Raw genomic sequence first — 25655 nt, forward strand, 5'->3', positions numbered from 1 at the left:
TTTATTTCCCCTGGGGTCGAACATGAACAAAGCCCGTATCTCCGCCGCAGCGCTCCCGGCCGGCTTGCCCGTCCGCCTGCTGTTCGCCGCAGCCAGCCTGCTTGCGCTGCTGGCCTTGCCGCACGCCGGCCACGCTCAGGGCATCGTGCGCGGTGCGCAGGAAGGCTCGTATGAAGGCAACCGGATTGCCGGTCCCGTAGGCGGCGTGGTTGGTGGCGCAGTCGGGGCCGGTGTTGGAGGCGCCGTGGGTGCGGTGGAGGGCGTGTTCGGCATTCCCCACCGTCATTACCGCCACCGCTGCCGCGGATATTACGACGGGTATCACCACTTCCATTGTTACAGGTGATGGCCGCTGACGTCATTCCGGGGGCGCACGCATCGCGTGCCCCGGAACGACAGATCAATTCTTCAGCCGATAACCCGTGCGGAAGATCCACCAGATCACGACCAGGCAGATCACCAGGAACGCCAGCGTCATGCCGATGCTGACGGAGATGCTGACGTCCGCGATCTCGTAAAAGCTCCAGCGGAAGCCGGAGATCAGATAGACGACCGGGTTGAGCAGCGCCACCGTGCGCCAGGTGGGCGGCAGCATGTCGATGGAATAGAAGCTGCCGCCGAGGAAGGTCAGCGGCGTCACCACCAGCATCGGGATCATCTGCAGCTTCTCGAAGCCGTCGGCCCAGATGCCGATGATGAAGCCGAACAGGCTGAACGTCACCGCCGTCAGCACCAGGAAAGCCAGCATCCAGATGGGATGATGGATATGCAGCGGCACGAACAGCCCGGCTGTTGCCAGGATGATCAGGCCCAGAATGATCGACTTGGTCGCGGCGGCGCCGACATAGCCCAGCACGATCTCGAAGTAGGAAATCGGTGCCGACAGGATCTCGTAGATCGTGCCGGTGAATTTCGGGAAGTAGATCCCGAACGAGGCATTGGCGATGCTCTGCGTCAGCACCGAGAGCATGATCAGGCCCGGCACGATGAAGGTGCCGTAGCTGACGCCCTCGACCTGGCTGATGCGCGAGCCGATCGCGGCGCCGAACACCACGAAATAAAGCGAAGTCGAGACCACCGGCGAGACGATGCTTTGCAGCAGCGTGCGCCAGGTGCGCGCCATTTCGAACAGATAGATGGCGCGGATGGCGCGATGGTTCATGACGTCCTCACGAGGTCGACGAAGATGTCCTCGAGCGACGATTGCGTCGTGTCGAGATCGTTGAAGCGGATGCCGGCGGTACGGAGATCGCCGAGCAGGCTGGTGATGCCGGTGCGCTCGCCCTTGGTGTCGTAGTCGTAGACCAGCGTCGCGCCGTTGTCGCAGAGCTCGAGCTCGTAATGATGAAGGCTTTCCGGCAGCGCGGCGATCTTGCCCTGCAGATGCAGCGTCAGCCGCTTCTTGCCGAGCTTCTGCATCAAGGTCGCCTTGTCCTCGACCAGCACGATCTCGCCCTTGTTGATGACGCCGATGCGGTCGGCCATCTCCTCGGCTTCCTCGATGTAATGCGTGGTGAGGATGATGGTGACGCCGGATTGCTGAAGCGTGCGCACGACCTCCCACATGCCCTTGCGCAGCTCGACGTCGACCCCGGCGGTGGGCTCGTCCAGGAACAGGATCTGCGGCTCATGCGACAGCGCCTTGGCGATCATCACGCGGCGCTTCATGCCGCCGGAGAGCGTGATGATCTTGTTGTCCTTCTTGTCCCACAGCGAGAGGTCCTTCAGCACCTTCTCGATATGCGCAGGGTTCTTCGGCTTGCCGAACAGTCCGCGGGAGAAGCTCACCGTCGCCCACACGCTCTCGAAGGCGTCGGTGTGCAACTCCTGCGGCACGAGGCCGATCAGCGAGCGTGCCTTGCGGTAGGAGGTCTGGATGTCCTCGCCGCCGACCAGGACGCGTCCCTCGCTCGGATTGGCGATGCCGCAGATGATGGAGATCAGCGTGGTCTTGCCCGCGCCGTTCGGGCCGAGCAGCGCGAAGATCTCGCCGCGCTTGATATCGAGATTGACGTTCTTGAGCGCCTTGAAGCCGGACCCATAGGTCTTCGACAAATTGGCGACGGAAATGATGGAGGACATGATGGCCGCGAGGATGAGGGGCAAGGGCTGGGGAGGGGGAGGCTGGCCTCTGCCGGGAGGGCGGGTCAGCGGAGCCCTGAGATAGGAATGCCATTGCCCGGCCGCAATCGGCTGGAGAAAAATGGTCTCAAAACAGGCTCTTCGGTGGCAGGTTCCAGGCAAGTGTTGCGCGATGGTCACGGGCTGTGGCTAAGATTGCCGTTCACGCGGCTCTTTGTTGCGTCTGCGAGCAGGCCATGGCTACGATTCCGGCCAATCGCAAAGCGTATGTCCCCAGGGAAAACATCGATGAGACCGAACGGCCGTCACACCGCCGGCGCCACCCAATTGTCCGCCCTCCGCGTCTGGGCGATGGGCCTGCTCCTGCTGTCAGCTGTTGCCATGAGCCCTGCCCCCGCCAACGCGGCACCGAGCCAGGCCCAGGCCGCGACCACGCATGTCTACCTGCTCCGCGGCGTGCTCAATATCTTCTCGCTCGGGCTCGACACAATCGGCGCCCGGCTGCAGGCGCAGGGCGTCCCGGTCACCGTCGCCAACTTCGTGTCCTGGTCCTCGCTCGCCGACGAAGCCGCGACCGCCTACAAGGCCGGCCGTCTCAAGACCATCATCCTGGTCGGCCATTCCTCCGGCGCCACGGCGCTGCCCGACATGATCGCCAAGCTCAACCAGCTCGGTGTGCCCGTGAAGCTCGCGATCGGTCTCGACTCCGTGTTCAAGACCAGGCTCTCGACCGGCGCGGAGCGCTACATCAACATCTATATCGGCGACGGTCCCGGTGAGCCGGTGCGGGCCGCGCAGGGCCTGCGCGGCAAGCTCGACAATGTCGACGTGCGCGGCACCGGCGTCGGCCACATCTCGATCGACAAGAACGAGGCGATCCAGCGCCGCGTCATCGCCGAGATCGACGCCGCGATCATGCGCTCGCGCGCACCGGCCTTGCCGGTCGCCGAGCGCGGCGCGCCGCGGCAGGCGCGCTCCGCGGCGGCAACGGCTCCGGCGAGGAACTGAGACGAATCGGCTCAGTTTCGGCGCCGCAAAATCCGCCAAATCCGCGGTCATGAACCGCTGCGGGAGAGGCCTCTGCCTCCCACGGTGGGACTGCTGGACTGATGCTCGAACCAAGGCGAATCCTTGCGCTGGCAGCGATTGCGCTGCTCGCCTTAAGCATCGGCCCGGCCGCCGCTTCACCCGCCAAGTCGAAGCCCGCGGCGGCCGCCGTCCCTGCCGCGCCGCCGCCCCCGCCGTTCGAGCCGCTGCCGCCGCCGAAGATCTACCTGTTCCGCGGTGCCATGGGGCCCATCTTCTCGACCGGCATGGACCGGCTCGAGGAGAAGCTGACGAAGGCCGGCTTCTCGGCCAACGTCTATGAGTTCACCCTGTGCCGGTTCATCGGCAATCGTGTCATCGCCAGCTACAAGGAAAGCCCGGCGCCGATCGTGCTGATCGGCCATTCCATGGGCGGGCTGTGCTCGGTCGTCATCTCCGAGATGGCGGCCAAGGAGAACATCCCGATCAGCCTCGTCATCGCCATCGATCCCGCGCACGCGACCGGTGACGTGCCGCTCAATGTCGAGCGCTTCATCAACATCTTCCTGTCCGACAGCGTGCTCGGCGGAGGCGACGTCGTCGCGGTGCCGGGCTTTCGCGGTCATTACGCCAGCTACGACCTGAAGGAAAACGCGCGCGTCTCGCACATCAACATCGAGAAGTCCGATGACATCCATCGCCAGATCCTCGAGATGGTGACGCAGTTGCCGCGCATTCCGCCGCAGACCCAGGCCGATGCCGTGCCGCTGCGCTATCTCGTACCTGCCGATACGTTGGTCGAATTGTGGGATTCCGGCGTGCGGGTGCCGGTGCGCCGCGGCGACACCATGGAGAGCATCGCCGCCGCCAATCGCGTGCCGCTGTGGACGCTCGCGCAGAGCAATTCGCTTGCCGAGAATGCGCAGCTCACGCCGGGGCAAACCATCATCGTCCCGCGCCACCTGACGCCGCCGGAGCCTGCGGCCGCGATGGCCGCGCCGCCGGCGGCTCCGCCGAAGCGGAAATAAGGGGCTTTGCCGCTGTAAAAGCGGTGTTGATTGGGCGGGCGGTCTTCCTCGTTCATCATGCCCGGGCTTGTCCCGGGCATCCACGTTCTCGGTGCCGCACGAAAGATCGTGGATGGCCGGGATAAGCCGGCGCATGACGCAGGGCGTTCTCAAACATTCGATCCGTGGATCGCATCGATCACGGCGTCCGTGACCTCCTTCGTTGTCGCCTTGCCGCCGACGTCGGGCGTCAGCACGCCGGCCGCGCAGACTTTCTCGACCGCCGCCATCAGCCGCATCGCTGCATCCTTCTCGCCGAGATGCTCCAGCATCTGCGCGCCGGTCCAGAACGTCGCGACCGGATTGGCGATGCCCTTGCCGGTGATATCGAAGGCCGAGCCGTGGATCGGCTCGAACATCGAGGGGAAGCGGCGCTGCGGATCGATATTGCCGGTCGGCGCCACGCCGAGGCTTCCCGCCAGCGCGCCGGCGAGATCGGAGAGGATGTCGGCGTGCAGATTGGTCGCGACGATGGTGTCGAGGCTCTTCGGATGCAGCGTCATGCGCACCGTCATGGCATCGACCAGCATCTTGTCCCAGGTCACGTCGGGGAATTCGGTCGCGACCTCGGCGGCAATTTCGTCCCACATCACCATGCCGTGGCGCTGCGCGTTGGACTTGGTCACGACGGTCAGGAATTTACGCGGGCGCGACTGCGCGAGCTGGAACGCATAGCGCATGATGCGGGTGACACCGACGCGGGTGAACACCGCGACTTCGGTGCCGACCTCTTCCGGCAGGCCCTTGTGCGCGCGGCCACCCATGCCGGCATATTCGCCTTCCGAGTTCTCGCGCACGATCACCCAGTCGAGATCGCCGACGCCGACATTGCGCAGCGGCGAGGCGACGCCGGGCAGGATCTTTGTCGGCCGCACATTGGCGTATTGGTCAAAGCCCTGGCAGATCGGCAGGCGCAGGCCCCACAGCGTGATGTGATCGGGCACATCGGGGGCGCCGACCGCGCCGAAATAGATCGCGTCGAACTTCTTGAGCTCAGCGAGACCGTCGGCCGGCATCATCACGCCGTGCTTCTTGTAATAGTCCGAGCCCCAGTCGAACGTCTTGACGTCGAAGGCGAGATCGCCGCTGCGCTGTGCCAGCGCCTCCAGCACGCGGATGCCGGCCGAGATCACCTCGGGGCCGATGCCGTCGGCGGGAATGGCCGCGATCGAATGGGTGCGCATGGGGGAGGCTCCGTTTGGGATGTCGGTGGTGCCGCGCCGGATCCGGCGGGCTGCGTCGGCGCCGAATCTAGACGGTGGCCCAAACCGTCTCAAGCGGCGCTGGTTTATACAAAAAAATGATATAATCATCGCCGTCTGAGGTGAGAGGGCCGGGAATGGAATTGCATCAGCTTCGGTGCTTCGTGGCGGCAGCCGAGCAGCTGCATTTCGGCCGCGCTGCGCAGCAGCTCCAGATGCTGCCCTCGGCGCTGGGCCGGCAGATCAGGCTGCTGGAGGAGGACCTCGGCACGCGGCTGTTTGCGCGGACGACGCGCGCGGTGTCGCTCACCGAGGACGGCACGACGCTGCTGCGCGATGCCCGCGCCATTCTCGCCAAGGTCGAGGCGGTCGAGAACAGCCTTCGCAATCGCTCGCGTGCGGGAGCCGCGCGGCGGCTGCGGATCGGTGCCATCGACAGCGCGGCGGCCGGGCTGCTGCCGCCGCTCTTGCGCGACTTCCGCGGGAGCCATCCTGACATCGCGGTGCAGCTTCTCGAGGACAAGACGGTCCGGCTGCTGCCGAAGGTGCTGACCGGCGCGCTCGATCTTGCCTTCGTCCGCCCGCCGGGCCGCGCGGACAAGCGGCTCGAATTCCGCGATCTGCTCCAGGAGAACGCGATCGTGGCGTTCCCGCAGCGGCATGCACTGGCGAGGCGCAAGTCGATCACGCTGGCCGACATCGCCGACGAGGCGATGCTGGTGCCGGATCGCCGCTCGCGGCCGCACAGCCACGATCTCACGATCAAGCTGTTCGAGCAGGCCGGGCTGACGCCGCGCATCGTGCAGGTCGCCGACGAGAAGCAGACCATCATCCATCTGGTGGCCACCAGGCTCGGCGTCGCGATCGTGCCGCGCTGGACCACGCGGATGGCGGTGTCGGGCGTGCGCTTCGTGCCGCTCCGGCTGAGGCAGAGCGGCCCGGTCGGCCGGCTGCCGCTCGCCGCCGTCTGGCTGCGCGGCACGCGCGATCCGGCTCGCGATGCCATTCTGGCGGTGCTGGAGGCGCGCCTGCGCCGCTATGCGCGGGTGGCGTGAGGGGCTATGACGTAGGCTGGGCGAGAAGGTGGATGCGATGAGCGAACAAAAGACGCCGGGTGAATTGCGCGTTGCCATTGCCGGGCTGGGCTCGATCGGCAGCAAGATCGCGACCGCGCTCGATCAGGGCATCGAGGGGCTGGCGCTGTCCGCCGTCGCGGTGCGCGATCCCGCAAAGCATCAGGCGTTCCTCGATAGCCTGCGCCGCCCGCCGCAAATCCTGCCGATCGACCAGCTCGGCGAGGCCGCGGACATCGTGGTCGAATGCGCGCCGAGCCATCATCTGCGCTCCATCGTCGAGCCCGCGGTGAAGCGCGGCAAGGCCGCGGTCGTGGTCAGCGTCGGCGGCCTGCTCGATAATTTCGATCTCGTCGATCTCGCCCGCGCCAATGGCGGCCGCATCATCGTGCCGACCGGCGCGCTGATCGGGCTCGACGCCGTCAACGCCGCCGCCATCGGCACCATTCATTCCGTGAAGATGGTGACGCGCAAGCCGATCGACGGGCTGAAGGGTGCGCCGTTCATCGTGCAGAACAACATCGATATCGACAATCTGCGCGAGCCGCTGAAATTGTTCGAGGGCAGCGCGCGCGAAGCCGCAAAAGGCTTTCCGGCGAACGTCAATGTCGCCGTTGCGCTGTCGCTGGCGGGCATCGGGCCTGATCGCACCCAGATCCAGGTCTGGGCCGACCCGACCGTGACACGCAACGTTCACCGCATCGAGGTCGAGGCGGATTCGGCACGGTTCTCGATGGGGATCGAGAACATCCCGTCGGAGAATCCCAAGACCGGGTTGATCACGGCGCTGTCGGTGATTGCGCTGCTCAAGAAGCAGCGCGCCACCCTGTGCGTGGGGACGTGAGGCTCTACGCTCCCGTGACGCGCCAGATCACGTTGCCGACGTCGTCGGCCATCAGCAGAGATTTCTTGTCGGGGCCGATCGTCACGCCCACCGGGCGGCCGTAGGATTCCTTCTCGTCGGGGGACAGGAAGCCCGACAGGATGTCGCGACCCGGACCGGACGGCTTGCCGTTCTCGAACGGGATGAACACCAGCTTGTAGCCGGACAGCTTGCTGCGATTCCACGAGCCGTGCTGGCCGATCACCATGCCGTCGCCGAAGCCGGGCAGGGTGCCCGCGGGCATCCAGCACAGGCCGAGCGAAGCGGTATGGCCGCCGAGCGCGTAGTCCGGCTGCAGCGCCTTGGCGACCATCGCCGGATCCTGCGGCACGCGGTCGTCAACCGTCTTGCCCCAATAGCAATAGGGCCAGCCGTAAAAGCCGCCGTCGCGCACCGAGGTGAGATAATCGGGCGGCGTCTCATCGCCGAGCCCGTCGCGCTCGTTGACGACGGTCCAGAGCACGTTCGTATTCGGCTCCCAGGCCAGGCCTACGGGATTGCGCAGGCCGGCGCCGAAAATGCGATGCGTACCGGCGATGAGGTCGAGTTCGTACACCGCGGCACGGCCTTCCTCGACCTCCATGCCCATCTCGGCGATGTTGCTGAGCGAGCCGACGCCGGCATAGAGCTTCCTGCCGTCTGGACTTGCGAGCAGGCTGCGCGTCCAGTGGCCGCCTGGCTTGAAAGTCGTGAGGCGCTTGCCCGGCGCGGTGATGCGGTCGGCCCCCGCGACATAGGGAAACGCCATCACGCCGTCGGTGTTGCCGACATAGAAGGTGTCGCCGACCAGCGCCATGCCGAAGGGCTGATTGAGGTTCTCCATGAAGGCGCCGCGAACTTCGGCGACGCCGTCGCCGTCTCTGTCGCGCAGCAGCGTGATGCGGTTGGCGGACACGCCGAGCGCGGCGGCGCGGCGCATCGTCGCCTGCATGGCATAGTGAAACACGCTCCTCGGCGCGCCCGCGATCTGCGTCGCCTCCGCGATCAGCACGTCGCCATTCGGCAGCACCTCGATCCAGCGCGGATGGTCGAGGCCGGTGGCGAACGCGTTGACCTCAAGGCCCGGCGCGACCGTCGGTTTCTGGCCCTCGTTCCAGCCGCGCGCGGTCGGCATCTTCAAGGTCGGGATCGCGCCTTGCGGCTTCGCTTCGGGAATGGCGGGGGTCAGGCCCCAGGCCGGCGCGGGCTCGGTGCCCGTCATCTTGCGCCATTGCAGCGCGATGCCGCCGAGGATCGCGACGAACTGCGCGAAGATGCTGGAGAAGGTCATGAGGTGCCCCTGTTTGCGCGCGCATCCAACTGGCTGACGGGGCCGGCGTCAACCTATGCGGCATGCCGCTGGGGCCTATTCCCTGGGAATGGCAGCCGATCGAATTTGCATGGGACGAGCGCCGTCGGGTGATGCCCGGAGATCAACGGCCGATCTGCCGCTCGAGCTGCCGTGCCGCGCGAAAATCGTCGAGGTGATGGACGTTGGGTGCGAGCGCGGCTTCTCTGGACAGCAGATGATAGACCCGCGCGACCGTGCGCTGCTTCTGCTTGGTACGCCCAGGCGGCAGCGCCCGCGCCTTGCGCAAGGCGGCGATCGCGTGCTCGCGGAAATAATCGTAGGCGTCCGACATGGCTTGGGCTCGGCTCGATGCTCTGCGTGGTGCAGATGTCGAGGAGCTAACGGGCAAGGGGAGGTGCGGTTCCTTGGTGCGCAGAAGCGTGCGCTGGTGCCCCCGGGGCGCAGCGCAGCGCAGCGCGTCCGGGACACGAGAGTGAGGGCCAGTTGCTACGCCCTTAACGCGGCGACAGGAACGGAATGATCATCGGCACGCGGCGGCAATAGGCGCCGTAGGCGTCTTCGCCGAGCTCCTTGGAGAGGAACACCTCTTCCATCCGGCCCTTCTGCCACATGCCGAGCGAGATCAGGATCGCGCCGAGGATCGTCGTTACGAGGCCGATCGCGATGCCGGTGACGAGCATGCCGAAGATCAAGCCGGTGTAGATCGGGTGACGCACGATGCCGTAGGGGCCGGTGTCGATCACGCGGTGATCTTCCTTGTGGGTGATGGTGTTCGACCAGAATTTTCCGAGATGCAGCCGGCCCCACCAGGCGAAGGCGATGCCGGCCGCGGAGAGGACCGCAGCGATGTAGATGCCGGTATTGCCGAGCACCCAAAGCGGCTTCCAGCCCAGGAGCTGTGCAACCCATGGCGTGTACAGGATGCCGCCGACCAGGATCGGCAGGCGATAGCGCTGCGACTCCAGCGTCATGACCTGCTTCTTGGTCCGCCCCTGCCAGAACGAGGCACCAACCCAGCTGGCGAGAAAGGCGAGCCAGACCAGGGCAAGGAGTTCGGTCGGCCAGGCCGTGGTCCAGCCACCCCAGGCGACGGAGAGAAGCTTGCTGAAATCGAATGACATGAAGGTTCTTTGCGTTGGGCGGCGGCTTCAGCCTGCGCGCGAGGAGAGCGTGCGATGCTCGATGGCGCCGGTGGGCTGCTGGCCGTTGCGGGCGAGCAGATGGGTGATGGTTTCGCGCAGCACCGGCTCGATCGGACGCGGCGAATAGCCGAGTTCGTTACAGGCTTTGCCGATCGAAAGATCGCTCGCGGCGAGCGCGATGCGCACGCCCTCGGCGGTGCCGTTGGGCGGCCGGCGCGTGAATTGATCGGAGATGTATTCCAGCATGATCGCGGAGAGCTCGGCGATCTTGCCGGGGACGACGACCGGAAACTGCCGGCGGCCGCTCATCGCCGACATCATCCGCAGGATGCGTCCGAGCGGGACGCAGTCCCCGCCGAGAATGTAGCGCTGGCCGAGGCGGCCGCGCTCCATGGTCAGCACCAGGCCCATGGCCACGTCGCGAACGTCGACGAGGTTGACCAGGAAGTTGAGATGCGGCTGCACCTTCTTCTGCAGGAAGTACCACAGCATCGCGGTCGGCGGCGTCAGATTGTGGTCGGCGGCACCGATCGGCATGGTCGGCGTGCCGATCACGAGCGGAAAGCCATCGGCCGCGGCCTTTGCGGCGCAATGCTCGGCGAGCGACTTCGAGCGCGTATAGGCGCCGGGCATGGCATCGGCCGGCTGCAACGCTTCTTCCGCGGGGACGCCGTTCAGGTCGGAATAGGGGAACAGGATCGATTCGGTCGAACAGTGCAGGAAGCGCGACACGCCGCGCTTCATCGCGGCCGCAAGCACGATCTCGGTGCCGCGGCAATTGACCTCGTGAAAGTCCTGCTTGTTGGCGACCCACATGCCCGGCAGACCGGCGAGGTGATAGACCTGATCGACCCCGGCGATCGCAGCATCGACCGCGGCGCCGTCAAGCACCGAACCCTGCACGTGTTCGACGTCAGTGTTCCCCGCGGCCGGCGCGCGGACATCGAGCACGCGCACCCGCTGCCCACGGGCGCGGAGCGCTTCGACGAGATGATGTCCGATGAAGCCACTGCCACCGGTAACCAGGACGAGAGCCATGCAGAAGGTTGCTGTTTCGCTTCTAGAACTATCGGGTTGAAAGGGAATTCGCCGGAAGAGGCGCCAGAATCGCGGCAAGGTCGCGACGGAAGCCCAATGCAATGAATAATTTTGCCATGACGAACATCGGTCCAAGCAAAAGATGCGAAGGAAAAGTGAACAGCGAGGCTTCGCGGCCCTCAAAAACCTTGTGGCCGATGGTCTGTGCGGCGAGGCCGAGCACCACCAGCGCGGCGAAAATAGCCCACATGCTCGCAGTGCTGACCTGCGCCGCAATGGTCGTCGCCACCGAAAACAGCACGATGGAAACAGCCAGAATGCCGATCCCGAGCGCCACATCCAGCAGCAGCCAATAGATCAGCACCGGCAAGGCCAGGATCACCGCCAGGCTGACATCGAAACCGAACAGCGGAAGCCGGACCAGCGTCAGCGGCATCACCGCGCCGGTGAACAACAGAAGAATACCAACCACATGCATCGCCGTATTCCGGGGATCGCGATGGTACTCGACGTAAACGGCAAGTTGGCGCTGAAAAATGCCACCCATTTTGGTCTCATGCAGCACGGGATCGGGAAGGGCGAACAGTGGCTATAGCACTGGACAGGGCGGTGCACAAACCGGCGCTTTTGTCGCGCAAAGCCGTATGGGTGCGCCCCGGACAGGTTACAAAACGATCAGGACTTCAAAGGGTTCCACCGGGTGCGAAGCCCGTGTGCTCAGCGCTTCTTGGCGGGCTTTTTCGCCGCAGGCGCGGGCGCTGCGGCCGGACGCGCAGGCGCCTCCTCGGGCACCTTGGCATAGGTCAGGATTTGCAACTGGCCGTTGACGGCCGACGTCGGCTTGGCGCGGTCGAGAAACTGCTCCTCGCCGAGGCCGATCGGATGCAGCCGCTTGGTCGAGATCTTGAAGGTGTTCACCAGCACGTCACGGATCGCGTCCGCGCGGCGCTGGCTCAGGATCGCATTGGCCTCGCGCGTCTTCGAATTGGATTCGACGTGACCGACGATCAGGAACGTGTAGGGCAGCAGCGAGGAATGAACCAGCGCGTCCGCGATGCGGCCGACGGTCTGGTAGGATGCCGGCTGGATGATCGGCGTGTCGGCATCGAACTGGATCTGCGCGTTGAAGGCGGGCAGCTTTGCGAGATCAGGCGCGATCGGCGGCCGGTTCACCGGACCGGGATCGTTCTTGATCCTGGCCTTGGCGCGCTCCATCACCTGCGTCTTCAGCGCGGGAAGATCGACCTCGCCGGGCTCTTCGAGATGGTTGAGCTTGCCGACGATGTCGTCGCGGGTCGGCGCCGCCGTCTGCGCGACGGCTGTGCCCGCGAGCCAAGCGAGGCCAAACGCGAGGGCCGGTCCGGCAATGAAGTGCCTCGTCGCGCGCATCAGCGATACCCCGCGTCGTCGACGGCCTTCAGGCAGTTGTTGCTGATGCCCTTGGGGGTCGAAACCAGGCAGGGGATCGACTTGCTGGTCTCCTTGGTCGAGCCGCCGCAGACCTTGACGATCTCGCGCTGGCAGGCATTCGCCACCGTGACGCGCGCGGCAACGCGCTTCTGAATGGCGTCGAAGGCGCCGAGATAGTCGCTCTGGCACTGCGGGGACAGCACGTCGCGGTTGCGCGACAGGCACTCCTTCAGGCGGGTCGAGTCCGGGTTGACGCCGCGGCAATTGGCGACGATTTCCGCGCCGCAGCTCGCCGCCAGCTTTCCGATCGAATCGCCAAAGCTCATGGTCTCCGCCGCGCTGAGCGACGGCATCCCCAATGTCAGCAAGATCAGTGTGATGGAGCCCCGGACCATGGCTTTATCTGATACGGGGAAGTTCGCGATGGTCAAGACCTGTTCGGAGGAGAACCGTCGAAGGCCAGGCGAGTGCGGCGAACAGTCCTCACTCGGCGGTGTCGAGGGGTGGCCATTCGATCAGGACGACGGTGTGGTTTCCCAGGTCGTCGGCAAACTCCGGATCGGCCCTGAGTTCGTCCAGCGTCCGCGGCGGAGGAAGCCGGCGGCCGTCGGCACCAAGCTCCTGTGCATAGAATGCGAGGGCCTCTGGAGCATTCTCCATGGCCTCGTCGACGTCGTCGCCGCCGGAAATGCAGCCGGGCAGGTCCGGAAACCACAAGCTGACGGCTTCGGGATCGGTGTCCTCAATGACAGCAACGTATTGTGCCATATCCCAGGCCTCACGCCCGCTGCACAAAACTGTCCACGACCTTCTTCTCGCCGGCCTTGTCGAAGGCGATGGTGAGCTTGTTGCCGTCGATCTTGGTGACGCGGCCGTACCCGAATTTCTGGTGGAAGACGCGGTCTGACAGCGAGAATTCGGACGTCGTGCCGGTCGATTTGGCGACCAGCTCGCCCTCGATCGTCAGGGGAGCGCGACGGCGCGAGGAGAAGCTGCCGAAATCCGGTCCGGATGACGAGGAGGAGAACGTCGCGGCTTCTTCCTCGAAGCCGCCGCTTCCGCCGCCGCCATTGCGACCGCCGCCGCGGTTGCGGTTGGCCTGGGCGCGCTGCCAGCCCGGCGTCGAATAGGTCGAGCCGAACGCCTCCATGTCGTCGAAGCGCGAGGCGCCGTAGCCGCCAGTGCCGCCCCAGGCCGAACCGCCTTTGGACTCCGTGATCTCGACATTGGCCGCCGGCAATTCGTCGAGGAAGCGCGAGGGGATCGTGGTCGACCAGGTGCCGTGGATGCGCCGGTTGGTCGCGAAATAGATCATGGCGCGGCGGCGGGCGCGGGTCAGGCCGACATGGCCGAGCCGGCGCTCTTCTTCGAGGCCCGCGCGGCCCTGTTCGTCCAGCGTGCGCTGGCTCGGGAACAGGCCTTCCTCCCAGCCGGGCAGGAACACGTTGTCGAATTCGAGCCCTTTGGCCGAATGCAGCGTCATCAACGACACCGCGTCCTCGTCGGCACCGCTGTCGCGGTCCATCACCAGCGAGATGTGCTCCAGGAACCCTTGCAGGTTCTCGAACTCTTCCATCGAGCGCACGAGTTCTTTCAAATTCTCCAGCCGGCCCGCGGCGTCGGCCGAACGGTCCTTCTGCCACATCTCGGTATAGCCGCTCTCGTCGAGCACGATCTGGGCGAGATCGGTGTGGGCGGTGACCTCGCGCTGGGCGCGCCAGCGGTCGAACTGCGCGACGACGTCGCGAAGCGAGCCGCGCGCCTTCGGCTTCAGCTCGTCGGTCTCGACCACCGCGCGGGCCGCCTCGAACAGGGGAATGCGGCGCTTGCGGGCGTGGTCGTGCAGCATCTGCACGGTGGCATCGCCGAGGCCGCGCTTCGGGACGTTGACGATGCGCTCGAAGGCGAGGTCGTCGGCCGGGGAGTTGATGACGCGCAAATAGGCCAGCGCGTCGCGGATCTCCGCACGCTCGTAGAAGCGCGGGCCACCGATGACGCGATAGGGCAGGCCGAGCGTGACGAAACGGTCTTCGAACTCGCGCATCTGGTAGGACGCGCGCACCAGGATCGCGATCTCGTTGAGCTTCTCGCCCTTGCGCTGGATCTGCTCGATCTCCTCGCCGATGCCGCGGGCTTCCTCTTCGGAATCCCACGAGCCTGTGACCGTGACCTTCTCGCCGTCCTGATCCTCGGTGCGCAGCGTCTTGCCGAGCCGGCCCTCGTTGTGCGCGATCAGATGCGAGGCGGCGGCGAGGATGTGCCCGGTCGAGCGGTAGTTGCGCTCCAGGCGAATGACCTTGGCGCCCGGGAAATCGTGGTCGAAGCGCAGGATGTTGTCCACCTCGGCGCCGCGCCAGCCATAGATCGACTGGTCGTCGTCGCCGACGCAGCAGATGTTCTTGACGTGAGGCTTCTGCTCTCTCTCCCCGTCCTGCACGGGGAGAGAGGTTGTCTTCACGGGTTCAGCTTGCGGAGAGTCCTCCTCACCCGCATCGCTCAGGGGCGCAATTGCGCTGCCGGGCGATGCGACCTCTCCCCGTGCGCGGGGAGAGGTGAAGGACGAATCCGACGGCGCCTGCGACAGCAGCCGCAGCCACAGATATTGTGCGACGTTCGTATCCTGGTACTCGTCGACCAGAATGAATTTGAAGCGCTGCTGGTACTGCCGCAAAATATCCGGGTGCTCGCGGAAGATGCGGATATTCTCCAGCAGGAGATCGCCGAAATCGGCCGCGTTCAGGATCTTCAGCCGCTCCTGATAGCTCGCATAGAGCTTGCCGCCCTTGCCGTTGGCGAACATAGCGGCTTCGCCCGAGGGCACCTGCGAGGGCATCAGGCCACGGTTCTTCCAGCCGTCGATCAGGCCGGCCAGCATGCGTGCCGGCCAGCGCTTGTCGTCGATGCTCTCGGCTTGAAGCAGTTGCTTCAAGAGCCGGACCTGGTCGTCGACGTCGAGCACGGTGAAGTTCGACTTGAGCTGCGCCAGCTCGGCATGGACGCGCAGGATGCGGCCGCCGATGGAGTGGAAGGTGCCGAGCCAGGGCATGCCCTCGACGGCGTGGCCGAGCATCTGGCCGAGCCGGTGCTTCATCTCGCGCGCGGCCTTGTTGGTGAAGGTCACCGACAGGATCTCGGCGGGGCGGGCGCGGCCCTGGCTCAGGATATGGGCGATACGCGTCGTCAGCACGCGGGTCTTGCCGGTGCCGGCGCCCGCCAGCACCAGGACCGGGCCGTCCAGCGTCTCCACCGCTTCGCGCTGCTCTGGATTGAGCCCGGACAGGTATTTCGGGCCCACCGAGGCGCGCGCACGCGCGGCGATGCCGCCGGCTGCGGGCTGGTGGTCGGGTACGCCAGTGATCTTGCTCGGCTCGGTCATGCGAATCATTTGGCCCCACGATGACACCGCGGGGTGACGGGAGGGAGCCTTCTAACAGGGATGGTGGCTATATGGGGCGGCGAAAACAGGTTTTCCACGTGCGCGGCAGGTCAATTTGTTCCTTCGCGGACCACGAATTTCGCTGTTGCAGGGCCCGGAACCATCGTTCCCGCCTCGAGATTGTCTGGGCAAGTGGCGCGGCGAGCCGCGTCGACGCAGACAACATCAAGACGAGGGTTTGACCATGCTAGGCTGGGTTGTGACGTTTCTGGTTATCGCACTGATCGCCGGCATCCTGGGCTTCGGCGGCGTCGCCGGCGCTTCGATCGAGATCGCCAAGATCATCTTCTTCATCGCGGTCGTTCTGTTCCTGGTCTCGGCCGTGGTCGGCCTGGCCCGCGGCCGCAACAGGGTATAGCGCTTAGCGCTTCGAGGGCATCGCCACGTTCCGGCCGATGCCCTCGGGGCGCGGGACCGCGCTGTGGGCCTTCGTGACCGCAGCGATGCGCTCGCTGATATCGGGCGGAAACGGCGCAACGCGCCGCGCATTCATGTCCATGTGCAGCGACATGTTCTCGGACGTCGCCGACAGCCAACCTTCGGTCGCGTGCCGCATCTCCTCGAATGTATGCAGCCGCTTGTCGTCGGCCTCTAGCAACCACACCAGGATCTGCACGGGATCGCCGAGGTGGATTTCACGCAGATAGCGCACATGGCATTCGGCCGTGAAGGTCGAGCCGCCGCGCTGCTTCATGTAGGTCGGCCCGATCCCGAGCTCGCTCCAGAGCTGGTCGATCGCGCGGTCGAACATCACGTTGTAATAGGCCATGTTGAGATGGCCGTTGTAGTCGATCCATTGCGGCTCGATCTGCATGATCGCGGCGCGGAACGGCTCTGCTTTGGGCGTCGAGGCGGCAGTCTCCGGCATGTTTCCTTCCCAAGCTATGCGTCCGGTCGCTTGACTTGACCGGCTTTATGTCCTTTGCCACGGTTCTTCTGTCGGGAGGAATTCCGTGGGTACGACCATCACCAATAATCCGCCGCGGCCGGAGCCGAAAGCCCTCGCGAGCGCGCTGGAGCAGCTCGCCGCACGCTTCGGTAACCGGCTGATCACCTCGCAGGCCGTGCGCGAGCAGCACGGCCATACCACCACCTGGATTCCCAACCAGCCGCCGGACGGCGTGGTGATGGCGCAGGAGACCGCCGACATCCAGGACGTGGTGCGGATCTGCGCCAAGAACGGCGTCCCCGTCATTCCCTTCGGCACCGGCACCTCGCTCGAGGGCCAGGTCAACGCGCCCGCCGGCGGTATCTCGATCGACCTGCGCGACATGAACAAGGTGCTCGCGGTGCATGCCGAGGACCTCGACTGCGTGATCCAGCCCGGCGTGACCCGCAAGGCGCTCAACGAGCACCTGCGCGACCAGGGCCTGTTCTTCCCGATCGATCCCGGCGCGGATGCCTCGCTGGGCGGCATGGCCTCGACCCGCGCCTCCGGCACCAATGCGGTGCGCTACGGCACCATGCGCGACAGCGTGCTGGCGTTGAAGGTGGTGCGCGGCGACGGCGAGATCATCACCACGGGCACGCGCGCCAAGAAGTCATCGGCGGGCTACGACCTCACCCATCTGTTCGTCGGGGCGGAAGGCACGCTCGGCATCATCTCGGAATTGACCATCCGCCTGCGCGGCATTCCCGAGACGATCGCGGCCGGCGCGGTGTCGTTCGAGACCGTGCACGGGGCCTGTCAGGCCGTCATCCTGGCGATCCAGACCGGCATTCCCGTGGCGCGTATCGAGCTGCTCAACGCCGCGCAGGTGCAGGCCTGCAACGCCTATTCCAAGCTGACGCTGCCGGAGACGCCGCTGCTGCTGATGGAATTCCACGGTAGCGAGATCGAGGTCGCCGAACAGTCCAAGGCTTTCGGCGAGATCGCGAAAGATTGCGGCGGCGGCGATTTCTCCTGGACCACCAAGCCGGAGGACCGCACCAAACTGTGGCAGGCGCGGCACGACGCCTATTGGTCCGTGAAGGCGCTGCGGCCCGGCGACAGCATCGGCGTGGTCGCGACCGACGTCTGCGTGCCGATCTCTCGCCTTGCCGAGTGCGTCAGCGAGACCGAGGAGGATCTCAAGCGGCTCAACCTGCTGTCGCCGATCGTCGGCCATGTCGGCGATGGCAATTTCCATTGCTCCCTGGTCTGCGACACCAACGACGCCGCCGAGATGGCGCGCGGCGAAGAGTTCATGCATCGCCTGGTCGAGCGCGCGCAGGCCATGGACGGCACCTGCACCGGCGAGCACGGCATCGGCCAGGGCAAGCAGAAATATCTGAAGGCGGAGCTCGGCCCCGAGGCACTGGATGCGATGCGGGCCCTGAAGAAGGCCCTCGATCCGCTCAACATCTTCAATCCCGGCAAGATTGTGCCCGAGGCGTAGACCGGGAACTTTCGGCAATCCTGCCGGTTCCAATTCCCGCCAAGTTCCGGTGCCTCAATGGCGCGGCTCTGCGGGAGGATGCGATGGTGCGACCGGTCATTGGAATTGCCGCAATGGCGTTTGCCTGCATGCTGGCGGGCGCGGCCCTGGCGAAGGGCGGACATGGCGGGGGTCATGGCGGCGGCCACGGAGGCGGACACGGCGGTGGCCATCACGGCGGCGGACATTTCCGCGGTCATGGCGGCGGGCATGTACATGGCGGCGGACATCATCGCGGCATGCGGTTCACCACGGGTGCCCGGCGCGGCGGGCCCAATTTTGGTCAGATCCGCAACGCGGCGATCCCCCCCGCGAGCTTCCGCAATGCCATCAACTCCAGCGCATTCCGCAACGGCCGGCTGATCAGCAATCCGGCGGCGCGTGCGCAGCTCGCCGCCGCGGCCGCACTCGCCGGCTGGAGCGGCGCGAGCAGCGGCTGGTGGCAACATGCGGGTGGCGGCTATGGCTGGGTTGGTCCGCTGTTCTGGCCGTTCGCCTACAACGATCTCTACGACTACACGATCTGGGGCGACGGGCTCGGCTTCTGGGGTTATGGCTACCCGGACATCTATGCCGGCATTTTCGGCCCCTACGGTTTTGATCGCCTGTCGGCCTATCTGCCGCAGCAACCGCAGGGGCGACGGCGGGCGCGCAGCGCACCGCTCGATCAGCTCTGCGGCAGTGACCGCCGCGCCATCGCGGGGCTACCCATCGATCAGATCGCATCCGCGGTGCAGCCGACGGATGCGCAGGGCTCAGCTCTCGATGCGCTCGGCAACGCCTCGGTCGACGCGGCAGCTCTGATCCGCACATCCTGTCCGACGCAGGCTGCAGCGACGGCCCCCGGCCGGCTCGCGGCCATGCAGCAACGCATCGAGGCGATGCAGAAGGCCGTCGATCTGGTCCAGCCCGCGCTCGACCAGTTCTATGGTTCGCTCAACGACGAACAGAAGGCGCGCTTCAATGCCCTCGCTGACGATCAGCGGCGCGCCAGCGCATCGAACAATGCGGGCGGATCGCCGGTGCAGACTTGCAGCGTGCCCGCCGCGTTCGATTGGCCCGGCGCCACGATCGAGGAAAGACTTCGTCCGAGCGACACCCAGCGCGCGGCGCTTCAGGTGCTGCAGGATACCAGCGTCAAGGCCAGCGCATCGCTGAAAGCAACATGCGAGCCCAATGAGGTCATGACACCGCCGGCCCGCATGGCCACGATCCGCAAGCGGCTGGATGCGATGCTGGACGGCATCAAGTCGGTGCGCGCGGCGCTCGATGATTTCTACGCCACGCTCAACGACGAGCAGAAGGCGCAGTTCGAGGCGATCGGGCCGCGCCGCACGTCCTGAACGGTGCAAGCAACGACGACCATTGGTGGGGGCAATGAAGTGGTTCGCAAGGCGGCAGCCGGCCGACATCTGGGATGAGGCGATCCTGGGGCCGCTCGGCGATATCGACGCGGCGGAGCGAATCCGCAACATCTGCGAGGCCGCCAGAGCGGGCGCGGAGGCCGTCGGAGGCTCCGCGCAGAGTGCCACGCGCGAGCGTGAGCGCTATGAGCGTGCGGCCCGCGTCGCGATGGAAATCGCGATGAAGATTGCAGACGATCTGATGCGCGACGATGCGGTCCGCCGCATCGTCGACCTCTGCATGAAGGCCAATGATCTCAGGACGGCGCAGATCCTGTTTCGCGCAATCCAGGCCGGCTGGATCCGGGAGGCCATCCAGCGCGATTATCCGGCGCTGACGTAATAAATCCGGCTCGCGCGCGATTGGGCGCGAGCCGGTGCGATGTCGAAGCTGGACCGTCTCAGTATCTGCGGTAGTCGCCGCGGTAATGGTCGCCGCCGCCGCCGCGGCCGCCCATTCCGATGCCGATGCCGATCCCGACGCCGATGCCCTGCATCACGGCGCCGGGCGGCGGTCCGGGAGGTGGCGCGCGCTCGTAGACCACTTCGTCGGGCGGCGGCCGGCGCTTCGGCGGCGTCTCGACCACCTTGCGCTTGGGCGGAGTGTCGTCGACGCGTTTCTTGATGATGGGCGCGACGCTCGGATTGGCGGGCGTCGCCGGCGGTGTCGGCGCCGAGCACGGGCAGGTCGGAGCCATTGCGACGGCGACCGGGGTCGCCGCGGCGGCGACGGGCACGCCGTAATTGCGGTTTTGCACGCGCAGCAGCAGCCGGCGCGCGGTCGCGGCGAGGTCGCTGTTGTCCCAATTGGCCAGATAAGCCTCGAACGAAGCGCGGGTGTTGATCGCGGTCGCGCGCTCCCAGGCCAGCATCTGGCGGCGCCGTTCCAGCACGGTGCGCACGCGCGGGGTTCGGGTGTCCTGCGCGTACAGCTCGATATAGGCTTGGTACGCCGGCACCGTGTCGTCGGTGATGACGAGTTCATAGGCGACCATGGCAGGCTTGCCCTGCAATTCCTTGCGCCAGTCCTCGAGGCTACGCGTGCCACTGGCAAGCGCCATCCAATTTGCGCCCGGAAGGGACGGCTGACCGCTGCTCTCGCCGAAGAACTTGAAGTCGGTGGTCAGCGAGGAGCTTTCCCAGGGAATCTGCCGGCCGTCGGTCGATTGTGCGACGGCGACACGAATGCGCTTGAACACTTCCTCGATCGGCAGGTTGGGCTGCTTGGCGATGGTCAGCGCCGCCGTGGTGTAGGGGCTGTCGATGCCACTGCCGTCCTCGGCTTCGGCGCCCGGCGATGTCGAATAGGAGATGAAGGAGCCGGGCGCGCCGGCCTTGGTGTCGACGATCGCAAGGCCGTGGCCGGCGCCGCTCAGCGCCGGGAACGGATTGTTGCGGCAGGCATCGAGCATGAAGATGCGCGCCCGCGTCGGCAGCGCGCCGAGGGTGTTGAGCAGGTCGTTGAGGCGCACGCCCTGGAGCGGAATGTCGGCCTCGCGCTTGGGATCGAGATCGACAGGAACGAGATAGTTCTCGCCGTCGATCTGCAGACCGTGGCCGGCATAAAACACCAGCGCGACGGTGTCGGCGCCGCTGGCGCTGACCTTGCCTGCGAAATCCGAGATCGCGGCGCGCATCTCGTTCTGCGCCAGATTGGCCGCGGTGGTGACGGTGAAGCCGGCATTGCCGAGCAGCTCTGTCATGCCCTTGGCGTCGTTGGCGGCGTTGGGCAGCTCGGGCACGGTGCGATAGGCGGATTGGCCGATCACCAGCGCGAGCCGCGCTTCGGCCGCGGCCTCCGTCGGAATCATCAACTGAGCGAGCGCAAGAAGGCCGGATGCAAGAAGCAAATTGGAAAAGACTGGACGGCGCATGGTGTCACCTCCATCGGCAATGCGCGCGATGATGTCACTTTTTCTAAGGTGCCGCCATGCGTCCGTCTGTGTACTGGATCACGTTCGGCGTGCGGCAAAATGGGGCAGGGCGCCTGCCGGGCCGGAGGGCATCATTCTCGGCCCATCCATGTCAGTTGCGCATTGATCCATGCTCCAATTGGATCGATGCCGGCCCGGCGCGACCGCGCCCGTTGCGCGGATGTGGCTGCAGGTCGATCCCCCGTCGCGAATCCCCGGGGAATTGCGGTCGTTCAGCCGCGCTGGTCGCCTGCTGTACGCGCTCCCTGCCGCTTTGCGCTTGCCGGCCGCCCGCTTGCCTGTTCCGTCGCTTTGGCCATAGAGTTCACGCAACAGGCCGCCAGCAACGACTGCGGCGAACAAAAACAATGTGGGAGAAGCCGCACCATGACCATCGTGCCCGTGAACCGTCGCGCGTTCATCAAGTCATCGGCGGCGGTCACCGCCGGCCTCGCGCTCTCTCCCGCCATCATCGGCCGCGCCGAAGCTGCGACGCTGAAGCTGAAATGCTCCTCCTCGCTGCCGAACGATCCCAAATTCGCCAACGGCCGGGTCTACTACGACAACCTCGTCAAGAACCTGAAAGGGAATGGCCTCGGCGAGCAGATCGAGGTCGCCTTCTTCCCCGACAACCAGCTCGGCCAGGAGATCGACGTCATCAACTCGGTGAAGCTCGGTGTCATCGACCTCATGGTGTCGGGCTCGTCGATCTCGGCCAATCTGGTGCCACTGGTCGGCACCTACGATCTCGGTTTCCTGTTTTCGAGCTTCCCGCAGCAGACCAAGGCGTTCGACGCCGGCGCGGCCAAGCCGATCGAGGACGCGCTGCTCAAGGGCGGCAACATCCGCATCATCGCCTGGGCCTATAATTTCGGCTCGCGCAGCGTGCTGGCGAAGAAGCCGGTGAAGACGCCGGAGGATCTCGCCGGCCTCAAGATCAGGACGCTGCCCAACCCCGTCATCACCGAATGCCTGCGCCTGATGGGCGCTGCTGCGACGCCCCTGGCGTTCGGCGAAATCTACACGGCCCTGCAGGCCGGCGTGCTCGACGGTCTGGAGCACGATCCGCCGACGATCCTGGCCAGCAAGTTCTTCGAAACGTCGAAGTTCTACGCGCTGACCCAGCATAATTTCTCGCCGCTCGCGATCTATTTCAGCGACATGACCTATAACCGCATGGATCCGAAGCTGCGCGAAGGCTTCCTCGATGCTGCGAAGAAGGCCGCGGCCGACACCCGGGCCCATGGGCTCGCGGTCGAGAAGGAGGCGCTTGCGGCCCTGACCGAGAAGGGCGTGACGGTGGCCGAATGCGACCGCGAGGCGTTCAAGAAGCGCGTCGCGCCGCAGACCGAGAACTTCATGAAGGCGCGGCCGGAGTCCAAGGCCGTCATCGACATCATCCGCGCGACGCAAGCCTGATGACGATGACAGCCGCCGTGCCCGTTTCCGGCGGCCGCCACGGCAGCATCGCCCTGCTGCTGCGCGTCAGCGATGCGATCGCGGCGATCCTGCTCGCCGCCGATCTCGTGGTGGTCTGCGTCTCCGTCCTGCTGCGGTTCTTCTTCAACGCGCCGGTTGAATGGTCCGACGATGTTGCGCGCGGGCTGATGGTCGGCTCGGCCTTTTTCGGCGCGGCGAGCGCGCTCGCGCGCGGCGAGAATGTCGGTGTTTCCTTCTTCCGCGACCTCTTGCCGGTGCGGCTGCGCGCGCTGGTCGATGCCGCCAGCGCGCTGTTGATCGTGCTGATTTCCGGATACGTCGCCTACAACGCGATCAAGCTGGGTTCGCTGACCGCAGGCCAGACCACCGGCTCAGGCCTGCCGCTGGAATTGACCTTCTATCCCATGGGGGTCGGCGCGCTGTTCATGACGGTGTTCGCGATCGACCATCTCTGCGCAAGGCCGCTGCCAGACATCGTCAGGGGGCTCATCGCGATCATCGTCGTCACCGGCCTTTATCTGGCCTGGGACTATCTGTCGCCGTCCTCGGTGCCGTCGGCGGGCACCTTGATGCTGATCGGCTTCTTCGCAACCCTGTTCGGCGGCTTGCCGATCGGTTTTGCGCTGGCGCTCGCCGCGCTGATCTTCATCTGGGTCGAAGGCGCGCTGCCCGGCGTGATCTTCGCCCAGCAGATGGCGCGCGGCATCGACAATTTCGTGCTACTGGCGATCCCCTTTTTCATCCTCGTCGGCTATCTCATGGAAGCCAACGGCATGTCGGTGCGGCTGATCGAGCTGTTGCAGCGCGCGGTCGGGCGCATGCGCGGCGGCCTCAACGTCGTCATGGTCGCTTCCATGGTGCTATTCTCGGGCATCTCGGGCTCGAAGATGGCCGATGTCGCAGCGGTCGGCTCCGTGCTGATCCCGGCCGCGCGTCGTTCCAGGCAAAATCCGGGCGGCGCGGTGGCGCTGCTCGCGGCCTCCGCGGTGATGGCGGAGACCATTCCACCCTGCATCAACCTGATCATTCTGGGCTTCGTGGCCAATCTGTCGATCGGTGGCCTGTTCGTCGCCGGCCTGCTGCCGTCGGCGCTGATGGCTTCTGTGCTGATTGCGGTCTCCATCATCTTCGGCAAGCGGCCGGAGCGGATCGAGGAGGTCGAGCCGCAGATGCCGGTGTCGGGGCTGTGGAGCGGTGCGATCGCATCGTTCGGCCTGATCTTCATGATCTTCTTCGGCTTCAAAAGCGGCTTTGCCACCGCGACCGAAATCTCGGCCTTCGCGGTGGCTTATGCGCTGGTCGTCGGCAGCGTGGTGTTCCGGGAGCTCAGCTTCAGATCGGCCGCGCACAGCTTCGTGCAGGCCGCGACGCGCGCGGGTCTCGTCCTGTTCATCGTCGCCGCCGCGCAATCGCTGGCGTTCACGCTGACCCTGCAGCAGGTGCCGCATGCGGTCGGCGATTTCATGCTCGGGCTCTCCAAGACCTCGGGCGTCTGGCTGTTCATCCTGCTGGCGATCGCCGTGCTGATCGTGATGGGCTCGGTGCTGGAAGGCGCGGCCGCGCTGATCATCTTCGGGCCATTGCTGCTGCCGGTCGCGGTGCAGCTCGGCGTCGATCCCCTGCATTTCGGCGTCGTGCTGGTCATCGCCATGGGCATCGGCCTGTTCGCGCCGCCGCTCGGGCTCGGCCTTTACGGTGCCTGCCTGATCGGCAACGTGCCGATCGAGCAGACGGTGAAGCCGATCATGGGCTATCTCGGCCTGTTGTTCCTCTGCCTGCTCGTCATCGCCTTCGTGCCGTGGCTGAGCACCGCGCTGCCGCGGGCGTTCGGCTACTGAAGGAGAGATGTCGTGAAGGTCCTGCTCGCGCACACGCCGGAGATGCGGCGCAACTATTACGGCGACCGTAGCCTCAACGGGCTGCGGGCGGCCGCCGAGGTGATCCTGCACGAGAGCGACGAAACCTTGGACGCCGCCGGCCTCGTGCGTGCCGCGAAGGACGCCGACATCATCGTCGCCGACCGCATGACGGAAGGGCGCGGCGAAATCTTTGCGCAATTGCCGCGTCTGTGGGCTTTCGTCCGCTGCGCCGTAGATATCCGCAACGTCGATGTGGAGGCGGCCTCGGCGGCCGGCGTGCTCGTCACCCGCGCTGGCCCCGGCTTCGTGCAGGCGGTCGCCGAACTCGCGCTCGGCTTCATGGTCGATCTCTCGCGTGGCGTCTCGCGGACGACGGCGGACTACCAGGCCGGCCGCAAGCCGGAGGCGCGGATGGGCCGCCAGCTCGCCGGCAGCAGGCTCGGCATCATCGGCTATGGCAGCATCGGGCGATACCTTGCCGAGGTGGCAAAGGTGCTGCGCATGGAGGTGCTGGTCTGCGATCCGTTCGCTGACGTCAGCGATGCCGCGATCCGCCAGCTTGGCCTCGACGAGCTGCTCGCCGCGTCGGACTATGTCGTCTGCCTCGCGATCGCCAACGAGCAGACCGAAAATCTGATCGGCGAAGCGGCGCTGGCGCGCATGCAGAGGCATGCCGTCTTCATTAACCTCTCGCGCGGGAATCTCGTCGACGAGCCGGCGCTGGCGCGGGCGTTGCGCGAGGGCCGCATCGCCGGCGCCGCGCTGGACGTCGGCCGCGCGCCGGACCAGATGCCGACGCCGGAGCTGGCGAGATTGCCGAACGTCATCGCGACGCCCCATGTCGGCGGGCTGACGCCGCAGGCGATCGAATATCAGTCGCTGGAAACCGTGCGGCAGGTGGCAGCGATCGTGAAGGGCGAAGTGCCGCCGGGCGCGGTGAACGCCGACCGCTGGACGCGGCGGCCGTGAAGCG

At 66.0% G+C, this 25655-nt stretch carries 26 protein-coding genes; 12 read left to right on the plus strand and 14 right to left on the minus strand.

The genetic code is table 11. The annotated features are described in order from the left end of the window. The first annotated feature begins 22 nt into the window (after positions 1 to 22). Entirely contained in the window at positions 23 to 346 is a 324-nt protein-coding gene (locus tag RPS27_RS20620) for a hypothetical protein (RefSeq protein ID WP_194403909.1), read from the plus strand. 54 nt (positions 347 to 400) lie between these two features. Here the strand turns inward: RPS27_RS20620 and RPS27_RS20625 are convergent, their stop codons facing one another. Together RPS27_RS20625 and RPS27_RS20630 are read right to left on the minus strand one after the other, a co-directional pair. Beyond that, entirely contained in the window at positions 401 to 1162 is a 762-nt protein-coding gene (locus RPS27_RS20625) for an ABC transporter permease (RefSeq protein ID WP_194403908.1), read from the minus strand. Then, on the minus strand, positions 1159 to 2082 hold the full coding sequence (locus tag RPS27_RS20630; protein WP_211416313.1) for an ABC transporter ATP-binding protein: 924 nt from the start codon (positions 2080 to 2082) through the stop codon (positions 1159 to 1161). Before RPS27_RS20630 ends, RPS27_RS20625 begins: the two co-directional genes overlap by 4 nt. A 288-nt stretch (positions 2083 to 2370) precedes the next feature. On the opposite strand from RPS27_RS20630, the gene RPS27_RS20635 reads away from it, so the two are divergent. After that, positions 2371 to 3090: a hypothetical protein gene (locus tag RPS27_RS20635; protein ID WP_212067665.1), complete on the plus strand. Its 720-nt coding sequence runs from the start codon at positions 2371 to 2373 to the stop codon at positions 3088 to 3090. Between the two features lie 101 nt (positions 3091 to 3191). Next, the gene (locus RPS27_RS20640) at positions 3192 to 4136 is read left to right on the plus strand and encodes a LysM peptidoglycan-binding domain-containing protein (RefSeq protein WP_212067664.1); all 945 of its coding nucleotides are present in this window, start codon (positions 3192 to 3194) and stop codon (positions 4134 to 4136) included. 149 nt (positions 4137 to 4285) lie between these two features. Here the strand turns inward: RPS27_RS20640 and RPS27_RS20645 are convergent, their stop codons facing one another. Beyond that, the gene (locus tag RPS27_RS20645; RefSeq protein WP_211416316.1) at positions 4286 to 5359 is read right to left on the minus strand and encodes a tartrate dehydrogenase; all 1074 of its coding nucleotides are present in this window, start codon (positions 5357 to 5359) and stop codon (positions 4286 to 4288) included. A 155-nt stretch (positions 5360 to 5514) separates the two neighbouring features. Between RPS27_RS20645 and RPS27_RS20650 the strand changes: the two genes are divergently transcribed. Next, on the plus strand, positions 5515 to 6432 hold the full coding sequence (locus RPS27_RS20650) for a LysR family transcriptional regulator (protein ID WP_212067663.1): 918 nt from the start codon (positions 5515 to 5517) through the stop codon (positions 6430 to 6432). A 37-nt stretch (positions 6433 to 6469) separates the two neighbouring features. After that, complete coding sequence (locus tag RPS27_RS20655; RefSeq protein ID WP_212067662.1) at positions 6470 to 7294, plus strand: aspartate dehydrogenase; 825 nt, start codon at positions 6470 to 6472, stop codon at positions 7292 to 7294. A gap of 4 nt (positions 7295 to 7298) precedes the next feature. On the opposite strand, the gene RPS27_RS20660 is transcribed toward RPS27_RS20655, so the two are convergent. The 9 genes from RPS27_RS20660 to RPS27_RS20700 form a co-directional block, all read right to left on the minus strand. After that, positions 7299 to 8603: a sorbosone dehydrogenase family protein gene (locus tag RPS27_RS20660; protein ID WP_313754222.1), complete on the minus strand. Its 1305-nt coding sequence runs from the start codon at positions 8601 to 8603 to the stop codon at positions 7299 to 7301. Positions 8604 to 8745: 142 nt separating this feature from the next. Beyond that, entirely contained in the window at positions 8746 to 8955 is a 210-nt protein-coding gene (locus tag RPS27_RS20665) for a hypothetical protein (RefSeq protein WP_194403898.1), read from the minus strand. 163 nt (positions 8956 to 9118) lie between these two features. Then, entirely contained in the window at positions 9119 to 9745 is a 627-nt protein-coding gene (locus RPS27_RS20670; protein ID WP_018319663.1) for a methyltransferase family protein, read from the minus strand. Positions 9746 to 9772: 27 nt separating this feature from the next. After that, positions 9773 to 10804 carry an NAD-dependent epimerase/dehydratase family protein gene (locus RPS27_RS20675; RefSeq protein ID WP_212067660.1) on the minus strand — a complete coding sequence of 344 codons (1032 nt, stop codon included), beginning with the start codon at positions 10802 to 10804 and terminating at the stop codon, positions 9773 to 9775. A gap of 28 nt (positions 10805 to 10832) precedes the next feature. Next, on the minus strand, positions 10833 to 11351 hold the full coding sequence (locus RPS27_RS20680; RefSeq protein ID WP_212067659.1) for a DUF962 domain-containing protein: 519 nt from the start codon (positions 11349 to 11351) through the stop codon (positions 10833 to 10835). Positions 11352 to 11521: 170 nt separating this feature from the next. Further along, on the minus strand, positions 11522 to 12193 hold the full coding sequence (locus RPS27_RS20685; protein WP_212067658.1) for an OmpA family protein: 672 nt from the start codon (positions 12191 to 12193) through the stop codon (positions 11522 to 11524). Next, complete coding sequence (locus tag RPS27_RS20690) at positions 12193 to 12609, minus strand: hypothetical protein (RefSeq protein ID WP_194403894.1); 417 nt, start codon at positions 12607 to 12609, stop codon at positions 12193 to 12195. Before RPS27_RS20690 ends, RPS27_RS20685 begins: the two co-directional genes overlap by 1 nt. A gap of 88 nt (positions 12610 to 12697) precedes the next feature. Next, complete coding sequence (locus tag RPS27_RS20695; protein WP_212067657.1) at positions 12698 to 12982, minus strand: type II toxin-antitoxin system HicB family antitoxin; 285 nt, start codon at positions 12980 to 12982, stop codon at positions 12698 to 12700. 10 nt (positions 12983 to 12992) lie between these two features. Further along, a complete protein-coding gene (locus RPS27_RS20700; protein ID WP_212067656.1) occupies positions 12993 to 15599 on the minus strand; it encodes an ATP-dependent helicase in 2607 nt (868 codons plus the stop codon). Between the two features lie 235 nt (positions 15600 to 15834). Between RPS27_RS20700 and RPS27_RS20705 the strand changes: the two genes are divergently transcribed. After that, a complete protein-coding gene (locus RPS27_RS20705) occupies positions 15835 to 16008 on the plus strand; it encodes a DUF1328 domain-containing protein (RefSeq protein ID WP_028138034.1) in 174 nt (57 codons plus the stop codon). 3 nt (positions 16009 to 16011) lie between these two features. Here RPS27_RS20705 and RPS27_RS20710 read toward each other — a convergent pair whose 3' ends face one another. Further along, entirely contained in the window at positions 16012 to 16518 is a 507-nt protein-coding gene (locus tag RPS27_RS20710; protein WP_211416323.1) for a thioesterase family protein, read from the minus strand. An 85-nt stretch (positions 16519 to 16603) separates the two neighbouring features. On the opposite strand from RPS27_RS20710, the gene RPS27_RS20715 reads away from it, so the two are divergent. The 3 genes from RPS27_RS20715 to RPS27_RS20725 all read left to right on the plus strand — a co-directional run bounded on the left by RPS27_RS20715 (position 16604) and on the right by RPS27_RS20725 (position 19813). Beyond that, positions 16604 to 18028, plus strand: a complete 1425-nt coding sequence (locus RPS27_RS20715) for an FAD-binding oxidoreductase (RefSeq protein ID WP_194403890.1) — start codon at positions 16604 to 16606, stop codon at positions 18026 to 18028. Positions 18029 to 18111: 83 nt separating this feature from the next. Then, entirely contained in the window at positions 18112 to 19410 is a 1299-nt protein-coding gene (locus RPS27_RS20720) for a Spy/CpxP family protein refolding chaperone (RefSeq protein ID WP_212067655.1), read from the plus strand. Between the two features lie 34 nt (positions 19411 to 19444). Beyond that, a complete protein-coding gene (locus tag RPS27_RS20725; protein WP_212067654.1) occupies positions 19445 to 19813 on the plus strand; it encodes a hypothetical protein in 369 nt (122 codons plus the stop codon). Between the two features lie 58 nt (positions 19814 to 19871). On the opposite strand, the gene RPS27_RS20730 is transcribed toward RPS27_RS20725, so the two are convergent. Beyond that, on the minus strand, positions 19872 to 21344 hold the full coding sequence (locus tag RPS27_RS20730) for a caspase family protein (RefSeq protein ID WP_313754223.1): 1473 nt from the start codon (positions 21342 to 21344) through the stop codon (positions 19872 to 19874). A 426-nt stretch (positions 21345 to 21770) separates the two neighbouring features. Here RPS27_RS20730 and RPS27_RS20735 point away from each other — a divergent pair, with 426 nt between their 5' ends. From RPS27_RS20735 to RPS27_RS20745, 3 genes are read left to right on the plus strand one after another with little or no spacing between them, the layout of a single operon-like run. Next, complete coding sequence (locus RPS27_RS20735) at positions 21771 to 22802, plus strand: TRAP transporter substrate-binding protein (protein WP_212067652.1); 1032 nt, start codon at positions 21771 to 21773, stop codon at positions 22800 to 22802. A gap of 5 nt (positions 22803 to 22807) precedes the next feature. After that, positions 22808 to 24661: a TRAP transporter large permease subunit gene (locus RPS27_RS20740; RefSeq protein ID WP_212067745.1), complete on the plus strand. Its 1854-nt coding sequence runs from the start codon at positions 22808 to 22810 to the stop codon at positions 24659 to 24661. 12 nt (positions 24662 to 24673) lie between these two features. Beyond that, positions 24674 to 25651, plus strand: coding sequence for a hydroxyacid dehydrogenase (locus tag RPS27_RS20745; protein WP_212067651.1), 978 nt, complete (start codon positions 24674 to 24676; stop codon positions 25649 to 25651). The last annotated feature ends 4 nt before the right edge of the window (positions 25652 to 25655 follow it).

Origin of the sequence: Bradyrhizobium sp. WYCCWR 12699, from assembly GCF_032144035.1 — a bacterium.
GTDB lineage: Bacteria > Pseudomonadota > Alphaproteobacteria > Rhizobiales > Xanthobacteraceae > Bradyrhizobium.

Bases quoted from the DNA above. Each gene is read 5' to 3' on its own strand.
- RPS27_RS20640 (WP_212067664.1), top strand. From the start codon at position 3,192: ATGCTCGAACCAAGGCGAATCCTTGCGCTGGCAGCGATTGCGCTGCTC.
- RPS27_RS20685 (WP_212067658.1), bottom strand. From the start codon at position 12,193: ATGCGCGCGACGAGGCACTTCATTGCCGGACCGGCCCTCGCGTTTGGC.
- RPS27_RS20655 (WP_212067662.1), top strand. From the start codon at position 6,470: ATGAGCGAACAAAAGACGCCGGGTGAATTGCGCGTTGCCATTGCCGGG.
- RPS27_RS20740 (WP_212067745.1), top strand. From the start codon at position 22,808: ATGACAGCCGCCGTGCCCGTTTCCGGCGGCCGCCACGGCAGCATCGCC.
- RPS27_RS20630 (WP_211416313.1), bottom strand. From the start codon at position 2,082: ATGTCCTCCATCATTTCCGTCGCCAATTTGTCGAAGACCTATGGGTCC.
- RPS27_RS20690 (WP_194403894.1), bottom strand. From the start codon at position 12,609: ATGGTCCGGGGCTCCATCACACTGATCTTGCTGACATTGGGGATGCCG.
- RPS27_RS20695 (WP_212067657.1), bottom strand. From the start codon at position 12,982: ATGGCACAATACGTTGCTGTCATTGAGGACACCGATCCCGAAGCCGTC.
- RPS27_RS20710 (WP_211416323.1), bottom strand. From the start codon at position 16,518: ATGCCGGAGACTGCCGCCTCGACGCCCAAAGCAGAGCCGTTCCGCGCC.
- RPS27_RS20660 (WP_313754222.1), bottom strand. From the start codon at position 8,603: ATGACCTTCTCCAGCATCTTCGCGCAGTTCGTCGCGATCCTCGGCGGC.
- RPS27_RS20635 (WP_212067665.1), top strand. From the start codon at position 2,371: ATGAGACCGAACGGCCGTCACACCGCCGGCGCCACCCAATTGTCCGCC.
- RPS27_RS20650 (WP_212067663.1), top strand. From the start codon at position 5,515: ATGGAATTGCATCAGCTTCGGTGCTTCGTGGCGGCAGCCGAGCAGCTG.
- RPS27_RS20670 (WP_018319663.1), bottom strand. From the start codon at position 9,745: ATGTCATTCGATTTCAGCAAGCTTCTCTCCGTCGCCTGGGGTGGCTGG.
- RPS27_RS20725 (WP_212067654.1), top strand. From the start codon at position 19,445: ATGAAGTGGTTCGCAAGGCGGCAGCCGGCCGACATCTGGGATGAGGCG.
- RPS27_RS20665 (WP_194403898.1), bottom strand. From the start codon at position 8,955: ATGTCGGACGCCTACGATTATTTCCGCGAGCACGCGATCGCCGCCTTG.
- RPS27_RS20700 (WP_212067656.1), bottom strand. From the start codon at position 15,599: ATGATTCGCATGACCGAGCCGAGCAAGATCACTGGCGTACCCGACCAC.
- RPS27_RS20675 (WP_212067660.1), bottom strand. From the start codon at position 10,804: ATGGCTCTCGTCCTGGTTACCGGTGGCAGTGGCTTCATCGGACATCAT.
- RPS27_RS20620 (WP_194403909.1), top strand. From the start codon at position 23: ATGAACAAAGCCCGTATCTCCGCCGCAGCGCTCCCGGCCGGCTTGCCC.
- RPS27_RS20680 (WP_212067659.1), bottom strand. From the start codon at position 11,351: ATGGGTGGCATTTTTCAGCGCCAACTTGCCGTTTACGTCGAGTACCAT.
- RPS27_RS20735 (WP_212067652.1), top strand. From the start codon at position 21,771: ATGACCATCGTGCCCGTGAACCGTCGCGCGTTCATCAAGTCATCGGCG.
- RPS27_RS20645 (WP_211416316.1), bottom strand. From the start codon at position 5,359: ATGCGCACCCATTCGATCGCGGCCATTCCCGCCGACGGCATCGGCCCC.
- RPS27_RS20705 (WP_028138034.1), top strand. From the start codon at position 15,835: ATGCTAGGCTGGGTTGTGACGTTTCTGGTTATCGCACTGATCGCCGGC.
- RPS27_RS20625 (WP_194403908.1), bottom strand. From the start codon at position 1,162: ATGAACCATCGCGCCATCCGCGCCATCTATCTGTTCGAAATGGCGCGC.
- RPS27_RS20720 (WP_212067655.1), top strand. From the start codon at position 18,112: ATGGTGCGACCGGTCATTGGAATTGCCGCAATGGCGTTTGCCTGCATG.
- RPS27_RS20730 (WP_313754223.1), bottom strand. From the start codon at position 21,344: ATGCGCCGTCCAGTCTTTTCCAATTTGCTTCTTGCATCCGGCCTTCTT.